The sequence below is a fragment of the Mesorhizobium sp. M0019 genome, from assembly GCF_040323975.1.
GTDB lineage: Bacteria > Pseudomonadota > Alphaproteobacteria > Rhizobiales > Rhizobiaceae > Mesorhizobium.
Map to the genome: position 1 here is coordinate 39,109 of NZ_JAMYVK010000023.1, position 16,227 is coordinate 55,335.

Annotated in this window: 14 protein-coding genes; 5 read left to right on the top strand and 9 right to left on the bottom strand. The window is 62.2% G+C overall.

Annotated features, from left to right (window positions below; translation table 11 throughout):
* Positions 1 to 88 precede the first annotated feature (88 nt).
* Both NKK47_RS17895 and oiaX read right to left on the bottom strand, forming a co-directional pair.
* A complete protein-coding gene (locus tag NKK47_RS17895) occupies positions 89 to 1,423 on the bottom strand; it encodes a four-carbon acid sugar kinase family protein (protein ID WP_352568076.1) in 1,335 nt (444 codons plus the stop codon).
* A gap of 4 nt (positions 1,424 to 1,427) precedes the next feature.
* On the bottom strand, positions 1,428 to 2,702 hold the full coding sequence (oiaX, locus tag NKK47_RS17900; protein ID WP_352577752.1) for a 3-oxo-isoapionate-4-phosphate decarboxylase OiaX: 1,275 nt from the start codon (positions 2,700 to 2,702) through the stop codon (positions 1,428 to 1,430).
* Between the two features lie 183 nt (positions 2,703 to 2,885).
* Here oiaX and NKK47_RS17905 point away from each other — a divergent pair, with 183 nt between their 5' ends.
* Both NKK47_RS17905 and NKK47_RS17910 read left to right on the top strand, forming a co-directional pair.
* A complete protein-coding gene (locus NKK47_RS17905; protein ID WP_352577753.1) occupies positions 2,886 to 3,599 on the top strand; it encodes a transcriptional regulator NanR in 714 nt (237 codons plus the stop codon).
* 312 nt (positions 3,600 to 3,911) lie between these two features.
* The gene (locus tag NKK47_RS17910) at positions 3,912 to 4,880 is read left to right on the top strand and encodes a GlxA family transcriptional regulator (RefSeq protein ID WP_352577754.1); all 969 of its coding nucleotides are present in this window, start codon (positions 3,912 to 3,914) and stop codon (positions 4,878 to 4,880) included.
* Positions 4,881 to 4,958: 78 nt separating this feature from the next.
* On the opposite strand, the gene apnL is transcribed toward NKK47_RS17910, so the two are convergent.
* The 7 genes from apnL to NKK47_RS17945 all read right to left on the bottom strand — a co-directional run bounded on the left by apnL (position 4,959) and on the right by NKK47_RS17945 (position 13,299).
* Positions 4,959 to 6,866 carry a D-apionate lactonase gene (apnL, locus tag NKK47_RS17915; protein WP_352577755.1) on the bottom strand — a complete coding sequence of 636 codons (1,908 nt, stop codon included), beginning with the start codon at positions 6,864 to 6,866 and terminating at the stop codon, positions 4,959 to 4,961.
* Positions 6,863 to 7,897, bottom strand: a complete 1,035-nt coding sequence (locus NKK47_RS17920) for a Gfo/Idh/MocA family protein (protein WP_352577756.1) — start codon at positions 7,895 to 7,897, stop codon at positions 6,863 to 6,865. Before NKK47_RS17920 ends, apnL begins: the two co-directional genes overlap by 4 nt.
* A 1-nt stretch (position 7,898) precedes the next feature.
* Positions 7,899 to 8,963, bottom strand: a complete 1,065-nt coding sequence (locus tag NKK47_RS17925; protein WP_352577757.1) for an ABC transporter permease — start codon at positions 8,961 to 8,963, stop codon at positions 7,899 to 7,901.
* A complete protein-coding gene (locus tag NKK47_RS17930; protein WP_352577758.1) occupies positions 8,960 to 10,504 on the bottom strand; it encodes a sugar ABC transporter ATP-binding protein in 1,545 nt (514 codons plus the stop codon). Before NKK47_RS17930 ends, NKK47_RS17925 begins: the two co-directional genes overlap by 4 nt.
* Positions 10,501 to 11,154, bottom strand: coding sequence for a DUF2291 family protein (locus NKK47_RS17935; protein WP_352577759.1), 654 nt, complete (start codon positions 11,152 to 11,154; stop codon positions 10,501 to 10,503). The genes NKK47_RS17930 and NKK47_RS17935 overlap by 4 nt, the downstream gene beginning before the upstream one ends.
* 113 nt (positions 11,155 to 11,267) lie before the next feature.
* Positions 11,268 to 12,209 carry a D-ribose ABC transporter substrate-binding protein gene (locus NKK47_RS17940; protein ID WP_023675475.1) on the bottom strand — a complete coding sequence of 314 codons (942 nt, stop codon included), beginning with the start codon at positions 12,207 to 12,209 and terminating at the stop codon, positions 11,268 to 11,270.
* Between the two features lie 262 nt (positions 12,210 to 12,471).
* Complete coding sequence (locus NKK47_RS17945; protein WP_352568083.1) at positions 12,472 to 13,299, bottom strand: phosphogluconate dehydrogenase C-terminal domain-containing protein; 828 nt, start codon at positions 13,297 to 13,299, stop codon at positions 12,472 to 12,474.
* A gap of 341 nt (positions 13,300 to 13,640) precedes the next feature.
* Between NKK47_RS17945 and NKK47_RS17950 the strand changes: the two genes are divergently transcribed.
* The 3 genes from NKK47_RS17950 (at position 13,641) to NKK47_RS17960 (ending at position 16,145) form a co-directional block, all read left to right on the top strand.
* A complete protein-coding gene (locus tag NKK47_RS17950; RefSeq protein ID WP_352577760.1) occupies positions 13,641 to 14,315 on the top strand; it encodes a DUF2161 domain-containing phosphodiesterase in 675 nt (224 codons plus the stop codon).
* Between the two features lie 147 nt (positions 14,316 to 14,462).
* Entirely contained in the window at positions 14,463 to 14,888 is a 426-nt protein-coding gene (locus NKK47_RS17955; RefSeq protein WP_023675471.1) for a hypothetical protein, read from the top strand.
* Positions 14,889 to 14,954: 66 nt separating this feature from the next.
* On the top strand, positions 14,955 to 16,145 hold the full coding sequence (locus NKK47_RS17960; protein ID WP_023675470.1) for an NADH-quinone oxidoreductase subunit D: 1,191 nt from the start codon (positions 14,955 to 14,957) through the stop codon (positions 16,143 to 16,145).
* The last annotated feature ends 82 nt before the right edge of the window (positions 16,146 to 16,227 follow it).

Genomic DNA, 16,227 nt, shown 5'->3' on the forward strand with positions numbered 1-16,227 from the left:
CTGAACGCCTGAGATTTCTGGTTTGCCGGCTAGTGACTATCCTCGATCCCGATCGAGCATCACCGATTTGACCTGACATTCCCCGCTCTCAACCGCCGACCCCATCGCGAATAGTGGAGAAATAGCGGTCGGTTCCGACCTGCCCGCCCTTGAGGGCAATTTCCAGCCCATCGATCGCCTTAATGCTTGAATGCGCCACACAAAGTGGCGAGCCCGGCGATGCCGGCAGCGGCATTCGCACAGTCAGCGCGTCGACGCCCATCTGGCCAAGTGCATGGCTCGACGTGTCGCCGCCGGCAATGACCACGCGCAGTAGCTTCTCTTGAAGCGTCAGTTCGCGGAGAACCTCGCCAAGGCCGCGGCCGAGCTTATGGCGGGCGCCTTCCCGGAGATCGATTTCTGCACCGCGGTCGGCCGCAGGTCCGAGCGCGGTGTAGAGGATGACGCTGCGCCCGGCCCGTAGGCTGGAGCGGCCGGTCGCCACCGCGCGCGCAATCGCATCGTTCGAAGCCTCAGAAACCAGTTCGACGGGGTCGAGCTCGATCCCGTCGAAGCCGTCGGCCAGAGCATGACGGATCTGTCGTTCCGTCGTCGGCGAGCAGCTCCCCGAGACCACGGCGATCCTGTCGGCAGCCCCCGGCGGCGAAAAGGCGGATTTGGTATGCACGATCCGGTTCGATGCCCATTCGACCAGCAAGGCATATTCGATGCCTGAAGAGCCGACGACGAAATAACCGCCCGGCTTGCGAGCGCGCCAAATCTCCTTGCCGGCAAGTGCCTGGGTTTCCAGGCTATCGACATCGACAAGCACGATACCTGAGCCATTCTCCACAAGCCGGTCGAATGCTTTCGACCGCGACGCAGACTGCAGCGTCGCCAGGTCGACCAGGCCCGAGGCGAGGCTGGTCTGGCGCGACAGATGGATCAGTAGGTCGGATTCGTCCATCGGCGTGGTCGGATGGCGGCTCATCACGGGATGGCGGTCGATGCGGAAATATTTTTCGCGATAGGCCGCGAACAGATGACCGAAGGCGGTGTAGCGCTTCAGCTGCGGCGCGCCGACCACCAGCGGCACGCCGTCTTGCCGGAAAACCGAGCGGCCGATTTCGATCGCCCGGCCGATGCTGCCGATTGCCGGGCTGGAATCGAAGGTCGAGCAGACCTTGTAGTGGCAGATCTCGGCGTTGACGGTCTTCAGCCAGGCGAAGGCATCTCGCAGATGCGTGTCCATCCACTGCGGCGTCTCGCTGCGGCTGGTGCCGGCCAGCCCAAGGGCGCGGCAATGCGCAAATTGCGAAAGCAGCGCCTCGTCCGGCTGGCGCATGAACAGGACGGTCGGCACGCCGCCGAGCTCGAGCGCCTCCATAACGTCGGTCGAGCCGGTCAGGTCGTCGCCATAGTAACTCAGAAGCAGGTTTTGCATGGCGTCAGGCCGCCTCGCCGCCGCCGAACTTCTCGATCGACCGCGCCAGCTCGACATGGCTCAAGGCATAATCCGCCAACGGAATGTCCTGGACCGCCGCCTGCCAGGCCTGCTGCACGGCGCGCACGCCGGCGCCCGGCCCGTCCGGGTGGCTGACGATGCCACCGCCGCAGAGATAGAGAAGATCGACCGTCCGGCCGGTTCGCTGGAAGGTTTCAGGCGCCTGCCCGCCCCACTGGCCGGAGCCGGCGACCGGCAATGCGCAATCGGCCGGCGAAAAGATCGGCGTGGTCACCGCCTTGAAGGATTCGACGAAGGACCAGTCGGGTTCCCAGTATTTCGAGGCGATGCCGTTGATCTGGAACTGGTCGACGCCGAGCAACCGCCAGAACTGCTGCCAGACCTTGAAATCCATGCCGAGGCCGGGATGGCGGGTGAGAATGTCCCAGCCATTGCGGTGGGCATGGAGCACCAGGCTGGAGCGCTTTCGGAGGTAAGCCATGCCACCAAAGCCGATCGAATTGATGTTGACCACCGCGCAATTGCCGCCGGCCTTTGCCACCAGATCGTGGTTTCGCATCATCTCGTCGGGATCGGCATGTGAAATGCCGAAGGCATACATGACCTTCTTACCGGTCTTCTGCTCGTGGTCGAGGATCAGCGGCATGATTGCCCTCACTCGCTCCGACAGCGGTGAATAGGCCGGGCTCATCAGCTTCTCGTCGTCCTTGATGAAGTCGACGCCGGCGGCAATCAGCTCTTGCACCATTGCGGCCGTCTCGTACGGGCGGAGTCCCAGCGCCGGCTTGACGATGGTCCCGATGATCGGACGATCCGCGACACCGGTCAGCCTGCGGCTGCCCGCGACGCCGAATTGCGGGCCCGGATGCGCGCCCCGGTACTCCTCGGGTAGCTTCATGTCGACGACACGGATGCCGGACAGGCCCTTGATCGAAAAGGCACCGCCGATGGCGATGGTCATCAGCGCCGACAGGTCGGTGCCGATGGCGTCCAGCGGAAAGGCGATATCGATGTCGGCGCGCTTGACCGGGCCGTTGCGTGCTTCGGGGCTTGCTCCGGAACCGGTTTCGGGAAGGGACGGCCGGTCCGCGTCCGGCAGATGCCGTATCGCCAGGACTCGCGCTGCGACCCTAGCCTTGAGCTCTTCCGTCTCGCCGGCCAGCGCGACGAAGGTCCCGGTCGACTGGTCGCTTGCAATCTTGGCCGCCAGCGCCTCGATATTGCCGGGCGTTTCGATGCGATAGGTAAGAACAATCATATTCGCGCGGCCTGCCGGGGAGGTTTCGAAAAAGGTTCCTTGGCCCTCGAAATCTGGTATAATGAGTACATAAGCATTGCAAGCCCTATCCGGCTTGGCGGTAAGGGCGAGTCGGCAACAGGCGTTCCGGAATTCACGGCGGAAATGCTAGGTATAGGCCGGTCAAAGGAGTGATTCGCGACGATGAACCGTTCGGAGCCGATCGTCCGGCGCAAGCTTTCCGACGAAGTATTCTTGAGACTGAAGCGCCTGATCACCGGCGGCGAATTGCTGCCGGGTGACGACATGCCGTCGGAGCGCGAATTGATGGAGCGTTTCGAGGTCGGCAGGCCGGCGATCCGCGAGGCGATGCAGGCGTTGAGCAATATGGGGCTGGTCGCGATCTCGCATGGTGAGCGTGCCAAGGTGCTGCAGCTCACCGCCAAGTCGATCATCAAGCAGGTCGACGGCGCAGCCAAGATCATCCTGTCGTCATCGAAGGACACGCTCGAGCACCTCAAGAACGCGCGCATCTTCTTCGAGCGCGGCATGGTCAAGGAAGCTGCAGAAAAGGCCACAGCCGAGGACGTGCAGCGGCTGCGGGAAACGGTCGCCGAGCAGCGCAGCCATCGTGGCAACTCGGAAGCATTCATATCTGCCGACATGAAATTCCACACACAGATCGCGGCAATATCCGGTAACCCGATCTATGTCGCTGTCAGCGAGGCAATGCTAGGCTGGCTAAAGGAATACCACACCGAAATGCTGATCTGGACCGGCAAGGAAAAGTTCACGCTGACCGAGCATGAAGAGATCGTCGGACGCATCGAAGCCAAGGATGCGGATGGCGCCGAGAAGGCGATGATCAAGCACCTCGAACGCTCGCGCGCGCTCTACGTGATGAATTCCGGCAACTGAAAATCAAGTGCAGGTCCCGACCGGCGTCGCGGTCGGACCTTGTTCTCGGCCTACTGGCTGACCACAGATCAGCCTGAGCCCGGACCGACGCAGTTTTATGTTGCCGTCTGAATCCGGTGTATGTGCCGCGTTGTTTTCATTCAGCGATTTCAGCATTTGCATCTTCCCAGCCATGGATTTCCGCCGCCCGCTTTCGTCAGCAGGCCCGCATAGGCCCGTCTTGGAGGCGCCTGGCTTCTTCTTGAATTGGCAATTCTTGCAAAGACTATGCTAGATTTGCCAATCGGCGAGAACGACACCGGGAGAACCGCAATGGCTGACAGGAGCCTCCACGTCGTGATCTGGCTGCCGTCGAATTTCTATTCGGCCGTCGTCTCGACGCTCGTGGAAATGTTTCAGCTTGTGAATGACGTCTGCCGTTCACAGGTTCTCTCCTGTGAATTCGTTTCAAGGGGCGCGCCGTCGACATCAAGCACCGGAATTTCCTTCCCGACAAAGGCTCAACCATCGCGAAAAATGGATGTCCTGATTCTCATTGCGATGCCGGGCGTCGAGATTCCGGAGCTTCTGCGCTCGCTCGACGAGGAGAGTGAACATTCAAAACCGCTGATCGCGCTTGCGCAGCAGCAGGACGCAATCATCGCAGCACATTGCGGCGCGTGTTATCTGCTCGCCAATTCGGGATTATTGGACGGTAAACGCGCAACGATATCCTGGTGGCTGAAAGCCGAGGCAAGCCGCCGGTTTCCGCAAGTGCGATGGGACGCTTCCCGCCTGCTCATTCGCCAGGACCGCCTTTACACATGCGGAGGCGGGTTTTCCGGACTCGAACTCGCCAGGGCTTTGCTGATCGATCTGGGCTTCTCGAAGGAGGAGCGGATCATTCGAAAACTTCTGGTTCTTCCTCCGCCGCGCAAATTCCAGAGTCCCTACGAATTTTCTCTCGACGAAATTTCGAACGAGGCCAGCCCATTCGAGAACAAGCTGCGCGAGCTCTCGAACGACAAGATGTCGGAAATCGATCTGAAATTTCTGGCAACCGAATTGGGCATGTCTTCGCGAACCCTGTCTCGCAGATTTTTCGACGAACTCCAGACAACGCCGGGAAAATGGATCCAGGAAAGGCGGCTGGAGTTGGCAAAATCCATCCTTGAGGAAACGAAACTGAGCGTTTCAGAAATTTGCTATCGGGTGGGATATCAGGACGTCGCCTCGTTCAGCCGTCTTTTTTCCAGGACAACTGGAATGGCACCAGGCGAGTTTCGAAAGCAGATCCGGTGACAAGTCGGCAACGGAAGTGCTGCCGCTACGGGCAACCGCTGCCGAAGTGCGGCTATCCAAGAGCCTCGGCAAATGACTTCAGCCGATCCGGACGATTGCGTAGGGTGTCATCACAAGATGGTCTCGGCCCGACGTGTCTTGCGGAATCTTGCGCGACATTCGCCCATCCCAGATCTTCAGAGGACCCCGATCGGAGCCGAGCCCGGAAACATCGACCGGAAAATCGTCCGGGGTAAGGTTCGCCAGCCAGACGATGATCTTGCCTGTCTGGGAGCGGCCGGCCAGTGCCAATACCCGCGTCTCATCGGTCGTTGTCGCCGCCACATGCGCATGGCCGGCCAGATCGCAAAGTCCTTTCACCGCGTGGAAAATCGGCCGGGGTGCACCTTCTTCGACAGGTTCGCCCGACGAGGCCAGTACGCCGAATGGTCCGGTGAAGCTGCAGAGCGTCAGCATTTCGAGCCCGGCCGGCGCAACGCGCGCGGCATAGCCGATCGTCCATGCGGCCCCGAACAGCCCGGCATGGCGAGGGTCGCGGTCAGCCATTGCAATGCGCTGATTGTCGGGATTGGCCTTGGTCGCGCCGCCATAAGGGTTCTGGCGCATGGCAATGGTCGAGGGCCCGATCCGATAAGGTATTGTTCCGAAGATCGTTCGTACTGACGCCGTGATGAAAGGCAGTGCCTCCAGCGATTGCATGACGCTGAGATCGTCGGCGGCGTGCACGATCGGGCAGGTGCAATGCGTGACGAAATCGAGCGGGTCAGCCGGCACACGCTTGCGATTGAGTTCGGTGAAATAACTGAACATACCGCCGCCGAGGCGGGTGTCGGGAAAGGCGCGCCGCGCCGCGGCATAGACGTCTTCGAGCGGTGGGCATTGCGGCCATGCACTGCCCGGCGGCGTCGACTGCCGGTCGACCGAGGGCGAAACGGCAATGGCCGAGAGCTTGAGCCCGGCCTTGCGCACCCTGTCGGCGACGTCTGAAAGCTCGACGTCGAGATCGCCGTCGCCGGCAATGACACATTCGAGCGTTGTCCGGACCGGATAGGCGGCGGCGAGCTGGGCGTAAGCCCGCAAGGCGTCGAGCCCATGGCCACGCGTCGGGTCGTAATGGAACATCAATTGCTGCGGACCAAGCTCGGACAGCACCGATAGCTTGTCCAGCGCCGCCTCGACCTCATCCGGGTAGATGATCACGCCGATATCCGGCAGCGCCGGTCCGGCTTTGCCGAGCGTGACGCGAATTGGTTCGACGGTTGCCGCAGCCGCCGGCACTTTCCCGCGACCCTCTATCCGCAAGCTGATGGTCTGGCGGAAGGTCTTGCCGGCGGGCAGCACATAGGGCCATGGCAGCGCCAGCGGCCGAACATAGGTCTTGTAGGAGGCATCCGACCAGTTGCGCTGGTCCTCCATCTCGAAAGTGTCGCCTTCCATCCGGCATTCGGCGGTGACGTCGGGCCGGACTTCATGAGTGATGGCGCGCAAATCCTTGAAAGGTTGCCAGGGATCGATCAGCTCTGGAAGCCGCGTCGCGACCACGCTGCCATCGGTATGCTCGACCGTGACCGGGCTGCCGGCTAGGCCGGCAATCGGATGCAGGATGCAGAAGCCGCAGCGATTGGTTTCGAAATCGTTGTCGGGAAGAGCGCTCACGTCGAAGATCAGCTGGCCGTCAGCCGAGCCCTTGATGGTCGCACGGAAGTCGAGCCGGCTTCCCTCTGGTCCGAAACAACCTGCCGAATAGCTGACGAAGAAAGCGTCATCGCCCTGGTCGATGATTAAATCGGTGAGCGCTGGCTCGTAGGTGCCCCAGTCGCGATCCCTGACGATGAAGGCGACGGCGCGCAGAACCTCGGTGCCGCCATGCCGGATGGTGCACAGATTGCCGTTGACGAAGTCCGCCGTCAGCGCGCCGGCGCGCAGCCTGACCGGTTCGGCTTCAACTGCACGTGTACCGTAGAGGAGGAAGGCGTCGGCTGTCATTTCAGCAAGGCGTCGAGCTGCACCGGCTCCCGGCCTGCGGCGCCGGCATAGGCTGCCTCGACCAGCGCTAATGTCTTGAGGTTGTCCGCGCCCGAGGTCGCGGGCTCGGTTCCCTTGGTCAGGCAATCGACCCAGTGCTTTTGAATGGCGACGACGCTTTCCTGGATGTTGTGCCACGGCCGCGATGCCCAGGCCAGCAGCGGTGGCGAGACATCGCTGACGACTGTCCCGCTTCTTCCGGTGACGGTGAGCCGGTAGCCCTGCGCCAGCCGGATCGTGCCGTCGCTGCCGTCGATCTCGATCAGCGTATCGGGGAACGGCTCTGTCGCGAGCTTGCTCGCGTAGCTGCAGTCGACCATGGAAGTGGCGCCGCTCGTGTGGTCCATCAGCATCGTCGCAACATCTTCGCCGGCAATGCCGGGATTGATGCGCGCCGTTCGCGCAGTGACCGTCGAGACGTCGCCCAGCAGAAAGCGGGCGATGTCGAGGATATGGATGCCGAGATCCTCGATAATGAAGCGCTTTCCGGTCGCCAGATAGGGCTGGCCGGAAAACACGTCATAGGCAGAGCGGAACGAGATCCGTCCGAAAAAGGGGGTGCCGATTTCGCCGCTGTCGAGCATGGTACGCACCGCCTGGATCGGCGACTGCCAGCGAAAATTCTCATGCACCATCAGCGGCACGCCGGCGTCAGCACAGGCCTTTACCATCGCCTTGGCGTCGGCAAGCGTCGGCGCAAACGGTTTTTGGCAGATTGCCGGAACGCCGTGCTGCGCCGCCATCTCCACGAGCATTCTGTGGCTTGGTGCGGTGGTGGCGATGTCGACGAAATCCAGCCTTTCGCCGGCAAACAGCGCCGCCGCGTCGGTATAGCGCCGCGCGACCCCGAACTGGTCGCCGACGATCCGCAGCCGGTCCGGATCACGGTCGCAGATGGCGGCGATCGAGGCGCCCTCTATGTCGCGCCAGGCATGCAACTGGTTGACGGCAAAGAAGCCGCAGCCGATCAGCGCTCCACGCAGTTCCGCCATGTCAGCCGGCCTTTGCCATCTGCATCAGCGTGACACGGCTCTGCAGCCGGCGCTGTGCCTGGTCGACGACGACGGCGACGATGATGACGAGGCCCTTGATCACCATCTGCCAGAACGAGCTCACTCCCATCATCACCAGCCCGTCCGAAAGGATGCCGATTACGAAGGCGCCGACAATGGTACCGCCGATGGTACCGCGTCCGCCCGACATCGAGGTGCCGCCGAGCACTGCCGCGGCAATGGCGTTGAGCTCGAAGCTCTCTCCGGTCGCCGGATGCGAGGCCATCAGTTCGGACGAGATGATCAGCCCGACGATCGCCGCGCAGAAGCCGGAGAACATGTAGACGAACATCTTCACCATGTTGACGCGGACGCCTGAAATCCGCGCCGCCCGCTCATTGCCGCCGACGGCGAAGATGTGGCGGCCGAGCGGGGTGTATTTGGCGAGATAGGCCGCCCCTAGCGCAACGACGAGCAGAATCCAGAGCGCGACCGGCAGGCCGAGCAGCCGGCCGGCGCCGAGGTAGCCGAACCCTGTGGTGCCGAGCTCGGGCTTGCCGACGAGATTGGGGAAAGTACGGCCGTCCGACGACAGCAGCGCCAGGCCGCGCGCGACATAGAGCACGCCGAGCGTGGCAATGAAAGGCGCAACGTTAAGCCTGGTGATCAGCAAGCCGTTGACGGCGCCGATCAATATGCCGACGGCAAGCGTGATCAGCGCGATCTCGAAGACGTTGAAATAGATGGTGTAGCCGACCTGCAGGTCGATGCCGTTGAGCACGAGGTAGCCGGCCACCATGCCGCACAGGCCGACGATCGAGCCGACCGACAGGTCGATGCCGCCGGTGATGATGACGAAGGTCATGCCCATTGCGAGGAATGCGTTCAGCGCCACGTGCTTCGACATCAGGATAAGATTGGCGGCCGATAGGAAATTGGGGGCGGCTATCGAGAAGAATAACAGCACGGCGATTAGCGCGATGAACGTCCTCGCCTTCATCAGCGTCAGCAGGACCGAGCCGCCCGACATGGAGTTGACCGCCGCCTTGGCTGGGATGTCAGTCATGCGCCTTGCTCTCCGTGCGGGACCGGTCCGTGGCCGAAGGCCGAGGCAGCGACGAGTGCGGCCTCCGTCGCCTCTGCGCGATCGAACATGCCGGTCAATTTTCCATTGCTCATCACTGCGATACGGTCGGACAACGCCATCACTTCGTCGAGATCGGAGGTGGCAAACAGTATCCCCAGGCCGTCGCGCGACAGCTTGCGCATGGTGCGGAACACGTCGGCCTTGGCGCCGACGTCGATGCCGCGGCTGGGCTCGTCCATCAACAGCACCTTCGGGCCGGTGAGCAGCGCCTTGCCGATCACCACCTTCTGCTGGTTGCCGCCTGACAGCGACGAGACTTCCTGCGCCGGATCGGCGACCTTGATCGCCAGTTCGCGCACCGTCCGGGCCACCGCCTGTCTTTCGGCGGCACCGCGAATGTGGAACAGGCGCACGAACCGCGACAGGCTGGCCAGCGTCAGATTGCTGGCGACGGAGAGGATCGACACCAGCCCTTCGCGCTGGCGGTCTTCGGGGATCAGCGCCAGGCCGCGCCGGATGCGCCGCGTCGTGTCGCGCTCGTGCACTTTTTTGCCGGCAATGAATATCGTGCCCGTCGAATGGCCGTGGCGGCCCATGATGCAGTCGAACAGCTCGCTGCGTCCTGCGCCCATCAGGCCATAGATGCCGAGAATTTCGCCGGCGCGCAGCGATAGCGAGACGTGATCGACCGCAAGCCCGCCGGTGACGCGCGGCAGGCAGATGTCCTCGGCGCGGAATATTTCCTCGCCCGGCACATGGCCGTCGGCCTTGGCGAAGTCCTTGGCGTCCGAGCCGATCATCTGCCGCACGATCCACTGGGTGTCGACGTCTTTCATCTCCGCCTGGCCGGTGATGCGGCCGTCGCGCAGCACCGTGATGGTGTCGCCGATGCGGATCAGTTCCTCGAGCCGGTGCGAGATGTAGACGATTGCCACGCCGCGTGCCTTGAGGTCGGCAATCACCTTGAACAGGATCTCGACTTCCGCCGCGCTCAGCGCCGAGGTCGGTTCATCCATGATCAGGATGCGCGCATCGAGCGAAACCGCCTTGGCGATCTCGACCAGCTGCTGCTGGCCGATGCGCAGATCCTCGACCAGCATGTCGGGCCGGATGCCGGTTTCCAGGCGTTCAAGGAACTCCGCCGCGCGGCGCTCCTGCTCCTTGCGGTCGATCTTGCGGAAGCGGTTGGTGATCTCGCGGGTGGCGAAAATATTTTCGGCGACAGTCAGATTGCCGAACAGATTCAGCTCCTGGAAAACCATGCCGATGCCGCGGCTCACGGCATCACCGGAAGACGAGAATGAAACCTCCTCGCCGTCCAGCAAGATGCGCCCGAGCGTCGGTTGCTCGACGCCGGCGATGATCTTCATCAGCGTCGATTTGCCGGCTCCGTTTTCGCCGACCAGCACGTTGACCGCGCCTTTGCGCACCTCGAAATTCGCCCGCTTGACCGCGACGGTGCCGGAATAGACTTTCGAGACGTCCTCCAGCTTTAGGATGACATCTTGATCGCCGGTCATGGCTTCGGCCCGATCTTTGCTTCCGCCGGCGTCACCAGCGGCAGGTCCTGGCCACTGCCCGGCGTATAGGCGCCAAGTACTTCGACGCTGCGGCCCTCGAGTGCCTCGCGCGGCAGCTTGGAAAGCACGGTCTTGTCGGCATAGGCGTTGAAAGCCTTGCCGAACTGGGCGAAGTCGATCTGGTTGGTGAAATCGTTGAACTGGATGAAGTCGAGGCTGTCGCGCAGCGCGGTTCCGCGCATGGCGGGTCCGATCTGCACCCGCGCGTCCGCCTTGCCGTCGCCGTCGGCATCGATGTCCATCGTCGCCGCGCGTGACTGTGTATTGGCTGCAACGACCTTGCCCTCGAGCCGAACCGCGAAGGTCCATGGCGAATTCGCCTGCTTCTTCGGGTTGCCGTATTTGGTGCCGGCAGCGGCGGGATCGGTCTTGGCCAAGGCATGAACCTCGGCAAACGGCCCGGCCTTCTGCTGCAGATAGGGTATCACTTTCGCCGCCCAGATGTCCTCGACCATCTTGTCGGGATTGAACGCGGAGCCAGTGCCGCCGTTTTCCGCCGACGGCGTCGGCAAGATCTTGCAGGCGGTCAGGCTGCCTATTGCTGCGAGGAACAATGCGACAAAGATCGGCCGGGTCAGCGTGTTGAACATGTCGGCTCGTTCGGCATGGCGGTCAGGAGCACCCAGAGAAATGGAGGCAAGGGCGAAATGGAAGCAAGGGACGAACCGGAGGCTCGTCCCTTGCTGCTTGATGTTACGCCGGCTCAGTTGGTGAGCGCGAATGTCTCCAGCTTGGCGGCATTGTCGCCATTGACCAGGACGCAATCCATCAATTGCTTTTCCTCGGCCGGAGACTTCTTGTTCTTGATGAAGTCGTTGGCCTGCTCGACCGCCATCTGCGCCTGCGCGAAGGCCGGCTGCAGGACTGTCGCCTTGATGCCGCCGGAGGTGATCGAATCGCGCACGTCGTTCGACCCGTCGAAGCCGACGACGATGACGTCCTTGCGGCCGGCAGCGGCAAGTGCCGCATAAGCGCCCATCGCCATCGTGTCGTTGCCGGAGATCACGCCCTTGATATCGGGATTGGCCTGGAGGATCGATTCCATCTTTGAATAGGCCTCGGTCTGGCTCCAATTGGCCGACTGCTGCGCCACCATCTTCAGGTCCGGATAGTCGTCGATGACGTCGTGGTAACCCTTGGAGCGGATGCCGGCATTGGTGTCGGATTCCTTGCCGACGAGCTCGACGAAATTACCCTTCTCGCCCATCAGCTTGACGAATTCCTGTGCGCCGAGCTGGGCGCCCTGATAATTGTTGGAGACGATCTGCGCGACGGCAACGCCGGTGGCATTGATCTCGCGATCGATCAGGAAGGAAGGAACGCCCGCGTCCTTGGCCTTCTGCACCGCGGCGACGGTGGCGTCGGCGCCGGCATTATCGAGGATGATCGCCTTGGCGCCGCGGCCAATCGCCGTGTCGATCAATTCGGACTGCTTGTTGGCGTCGTCGTCATGGACGAGCACCAACGCCTCGTAACCGAGTTCCTTGGCCTTGGCCTCCGCGCCGACAGCTTCCGCCTTGAAGAACGGATTGTCATGCGAGGGCGTGATGATGGCGATCAAATCCGCCGCATAGGCGGGTGCGGCGGTGCCAAGCGCCAGCATGCCGGCAAAAGCCGCAAGCGTCATTCTGCGTGTCAGTTTCATGTATTCCTCCCGTTGAAAATCCGTGCCTTATCCCAAGGCTATATGCATCGATTTCGTTAGCCGGCCCTAGGCGGCGGGTCGCGTCAGATTCACAAGCCTTGCCGGCTTCACTTCGACGGATCGCTCCCCCTATCCTCCACTCATCCAGCGCCTGATCCTGCTGCGAAGCTTGACGGTCCGATCCATCGAACAGCTAAGCCAACTGGTATGATGAGTCAATGACAATTTCAGGTGACATGTTCCGGAAGACGCGTCGCTGCCCTCAAGTGATGCGCTGAATGCTCGCGGCAATCTCCTCCGGCTCGAACACCCGCTTCCAGTCGTCTCGCATCAGCACCGGCTTGCCGAACTCTATCGCCTTGTTGCAGGCGTCGGAGAACACGCCTTTGGTCTCGCCGAAGATGACGGCGCCAAGCACGTTCATATGGCCAAGCAGGAAGTCGAGCGCCGCCTGCTTGTCGACCCCGCGCGCCACCACCTCGTCAACGGCCTCCTTCATGACGACGAGCAGCGAAGCGCATACCGTTTCCGAAAGGCCGGGCTCGAGCAGCGCCATCTGATCGACGGTGACGCGATGCGAGCGCATGACCGGGGCCCAGATGATCTTGGCGATCGCCTCACCCTTGGCGAAATCTTCCTCGGGTCCCTGCATCAAGGCGCTGACCATGTGTTGCTTGGCCTTGACGCCGCCGAAATAGTCCTTCTTCGCCGCCATGTCAGTCTCGTCGTTGAAGATCGGCGGATGGCACGGGTGGGTGACGAAATAGGTCAGGTCCGGCCGCTTCGGCAAATGCCCGGCGAAAGGTGCCGCGGCGTCGAGCACGACGACCATCGTGCCTGATGCAAGCTTGCTCTCGATACTCGCCGCGACCTTGCCGATGTGCGTGTCCGGCACCGCCAGGATCACCACATCGGCGCCATCAAGCGCCTCATCGGCGCTGACGGCATCGATGCCGAGGCCCGACTTAAGCCGCTCGCGGCCGGCGTCGCTGACCTCGACATGGCGTATCGTATAGGGAGATCCGCGAAAATTGGTCGACAGGCGGTAACCCATTTTGCCGCCCGCACCAAACAGCGCAATCGTTGTCATGTGTCCGTTACTCCTGAATTCCAACGACGGCCCTGCCGATCGTCATCCCATTGACTTGTACGCACATTGCCGCCGGTTGGCGGATTAGAGAACGCAGGAGAGCCGCCGCTCAAATGACGATGCCGTGGACGATGTCTCGGGCGCCCGGATGTCCAGCACAGCGCAGCTACGCGGAGCATGCTACCTTAGGTACACATTATACCAGCATACCAAATTGGCAAGCGGCCATGGCACGGCTCCGACCACTTGTTTGGCCGTCGTTTACCTCCTGTTCAACGGCAAAGAGCGATCATCGCGCTGAACCGCCGATCGGCGGGATGATTCGCAGCCGACAAAGGCCCATGCTCGAAACGTCACTCTACAGCCCGGTCAAGGCCTTCCTGGAAGGCCTGGGATTTATGGTCAAGGGCGAGATCGGCGGCTGCGATCTGCTGGCGCTGAGTGCCGACTCTCCACCGATCGTCGTCATCTGCGAGCTGAAGCTGAAGTTCAATCTCGAGCTCATCCTCCAGGGCGTCGACCGTATGGCGGCAAGCGACGAGGTCTGGCTAGCGGCATGCATGTCGGCCCGTGGCAAGGGCCGTGAGAGCGATGTGAGATACCGCAATCTCTGCCGTCGGCTCGGCTTTGGCCTGCTTGGCGTGCGACCGAACGGCGAGGTTCAGGTGCTGCTCAGCCCGACGGCATTGGCTCCGCGTCGCGATCCCCGGCGCCGCTCGAAGCTAATTGACGAACATCGGCGTCGGCAGGGCGATCCTGTCGCCGGCGGCGGCTCGCGTGCGCCGATCATGACCGCTTATCGCCAGCAGGCGCTGGCATGCGCCGCAGCCCTCGCCGACGGCCCAAAGCGGCCGCGTGACTTGAAGCCCAACCTGCCGAACGCGCCTAAGATCCTGCTGCACAATGTGTATCGCTGGTTCGCACGCACCGATCGCGGGATCTACGAACTGACCGCTCAGGGCCGTGAGGCGTTGCAGCGCTGGCCGCAGCCCGATCGCAGCCACACCGCTGCCTGAGACAGGCAACGCCGGATTTCGCGCCCTGCTTTCCGCGACAATCACGGCTTTCGGCAAGACATCACCTCGGTCACGGAACCATATTTCGACACGATGGTTTTGTCGTCACCGAATTGATCGTCCGCTGAGCAAACGGAAGGAACGGCCATGCGCCTATCGACGACAATTGCCACACTTTCGGCGCTGGCCCTTGCCTCGCCGGTCTATGCGCAATCCGTGGGACCAGAGCTTGCCCCTGTCCCGCCGACGGCCCCGCAAACCCTGCCAGAGCAAGCCACGCCCGAAGGGACCACTCCCGACCAGACTACACCTGACCAAGCCTTCTCCGCCCAGAATTTCACCGCAGTGACAATCGTGGCGATGGAGGATCTGCCTCCTGACATCAAGGCACAGGCGGAGGCCGTCGTCACCCAGACCAGCGCCGAGGATTTGCGCATCCTGCAAAGTTCGATCGACGCATCGCCGCAGGCGGCATCGGCGCTGGCGGCGAACGGGCTTAATTCCACGCAGGTCGTGGCGGCCAATATCGACGGCGACGGCACGCTGACGCTGATCATCCAGACGACGACGTGAGCGGCTGAAAGCGGACAAGCCGGCTCCGGCACGGAAACGAAGGCCGCCCGATCGCGGAGGACTGTCATGGCCGAGGCTGCAGTTCGCAACTTCACCATCAATTTCGGGCCACAACATCCCTCCGCTCACGGCGTCCTGCGGCTGGTGCTCGAACTCGACGGCGAGATCGTGGAACGCGCCGATCCCCACATCGGCCTGCTGCATCGCGGCACCGAAAAGCTCATCGAGTACAAGAACTACCTGCAGGCCTTGCCCTATTTCGACCGGCTCGACTACGTCGCGCCGATGAACCAGGAGCATGCATTCTGTCTCGCCGCCGAGAAGCTCCTCGAAATATCGGTTCCGAAACGCGGACAGCTCATCCGCGTGCTTTTCTGCGAAATAGGCCGGCTGTTATCGCACCTCCTCAACGTCACCACGCAAGCCATGGACATCGGCGCGCTGACGCCGCCGCTCTGGGGTTTCGCCGAGCGCGAGAAGCTGATGGTCTTTTATGAGCGCGCGTCCGGCGCCCGCATGCACGCGAATTATTTCAGGGTCGGCGGCGTGCATCAGGATCTGCCGCCGGAACTCCTCGACGACATCTGGAAGTTCTGCGATCCGTTCCTCAAGGTCTGCGACAATCTCGAAGAGCTGTTGACCGAGAACCGCATTTTCAAGCAGCGCAATGTCGATGTCGGCGTGATCGGCCTCGACGATGCCTGGGCCTGGGGCTTTTCCGGCGTGATGGTGCGCGGATCGGGCGCGTCCTGGGACCTGCGCAAGGCGCAGCCATACGAATGCTATTCGGAGATGGATTTCGATATCCCAGTCGGCAAGCATGGCGACTGCTACGACCGCTATCTCGTCCGCATGGAGGAAATGCGCCAGTCGGTCCGGATCATGCGGCAATGTCTGGAAATGTTGCGCTCACCAGAAGGTCAGGGGCCGGTCGCGATCCCGAACCGCAAGATCACGCCGCCGCCGCGTGCCACGATGAAGCGCTCGATGGAAGCGACGATCCACCACTTCAAACTTTATACCGAAGGCATTCGCGTGCCGAGCGGTGAAGTCTATGCCGCCGTCGAGGCGCCGAAGGGTGAATTCGGCGTCTACCTCGTGTCGGACGGGGGCAACATTCCCTACCGATGCAAGATCCGCGCACCTTCCTTCGCCCACCTGCAAGCGATGGATTTCCTGTCCCGAGGCCATATGATCGCCGATGTTGCCGCGATCATCGGCTCGCTCGACATCGTGTTCGGAGAAATCGATCGCTAGTTTAGCCAGGTCGCAGGATCTTCCCCGATCGCAGGATCATTCGTCGTTAGTAGCCGCGCAGGCAGGCCTGGACGGCGCTCGA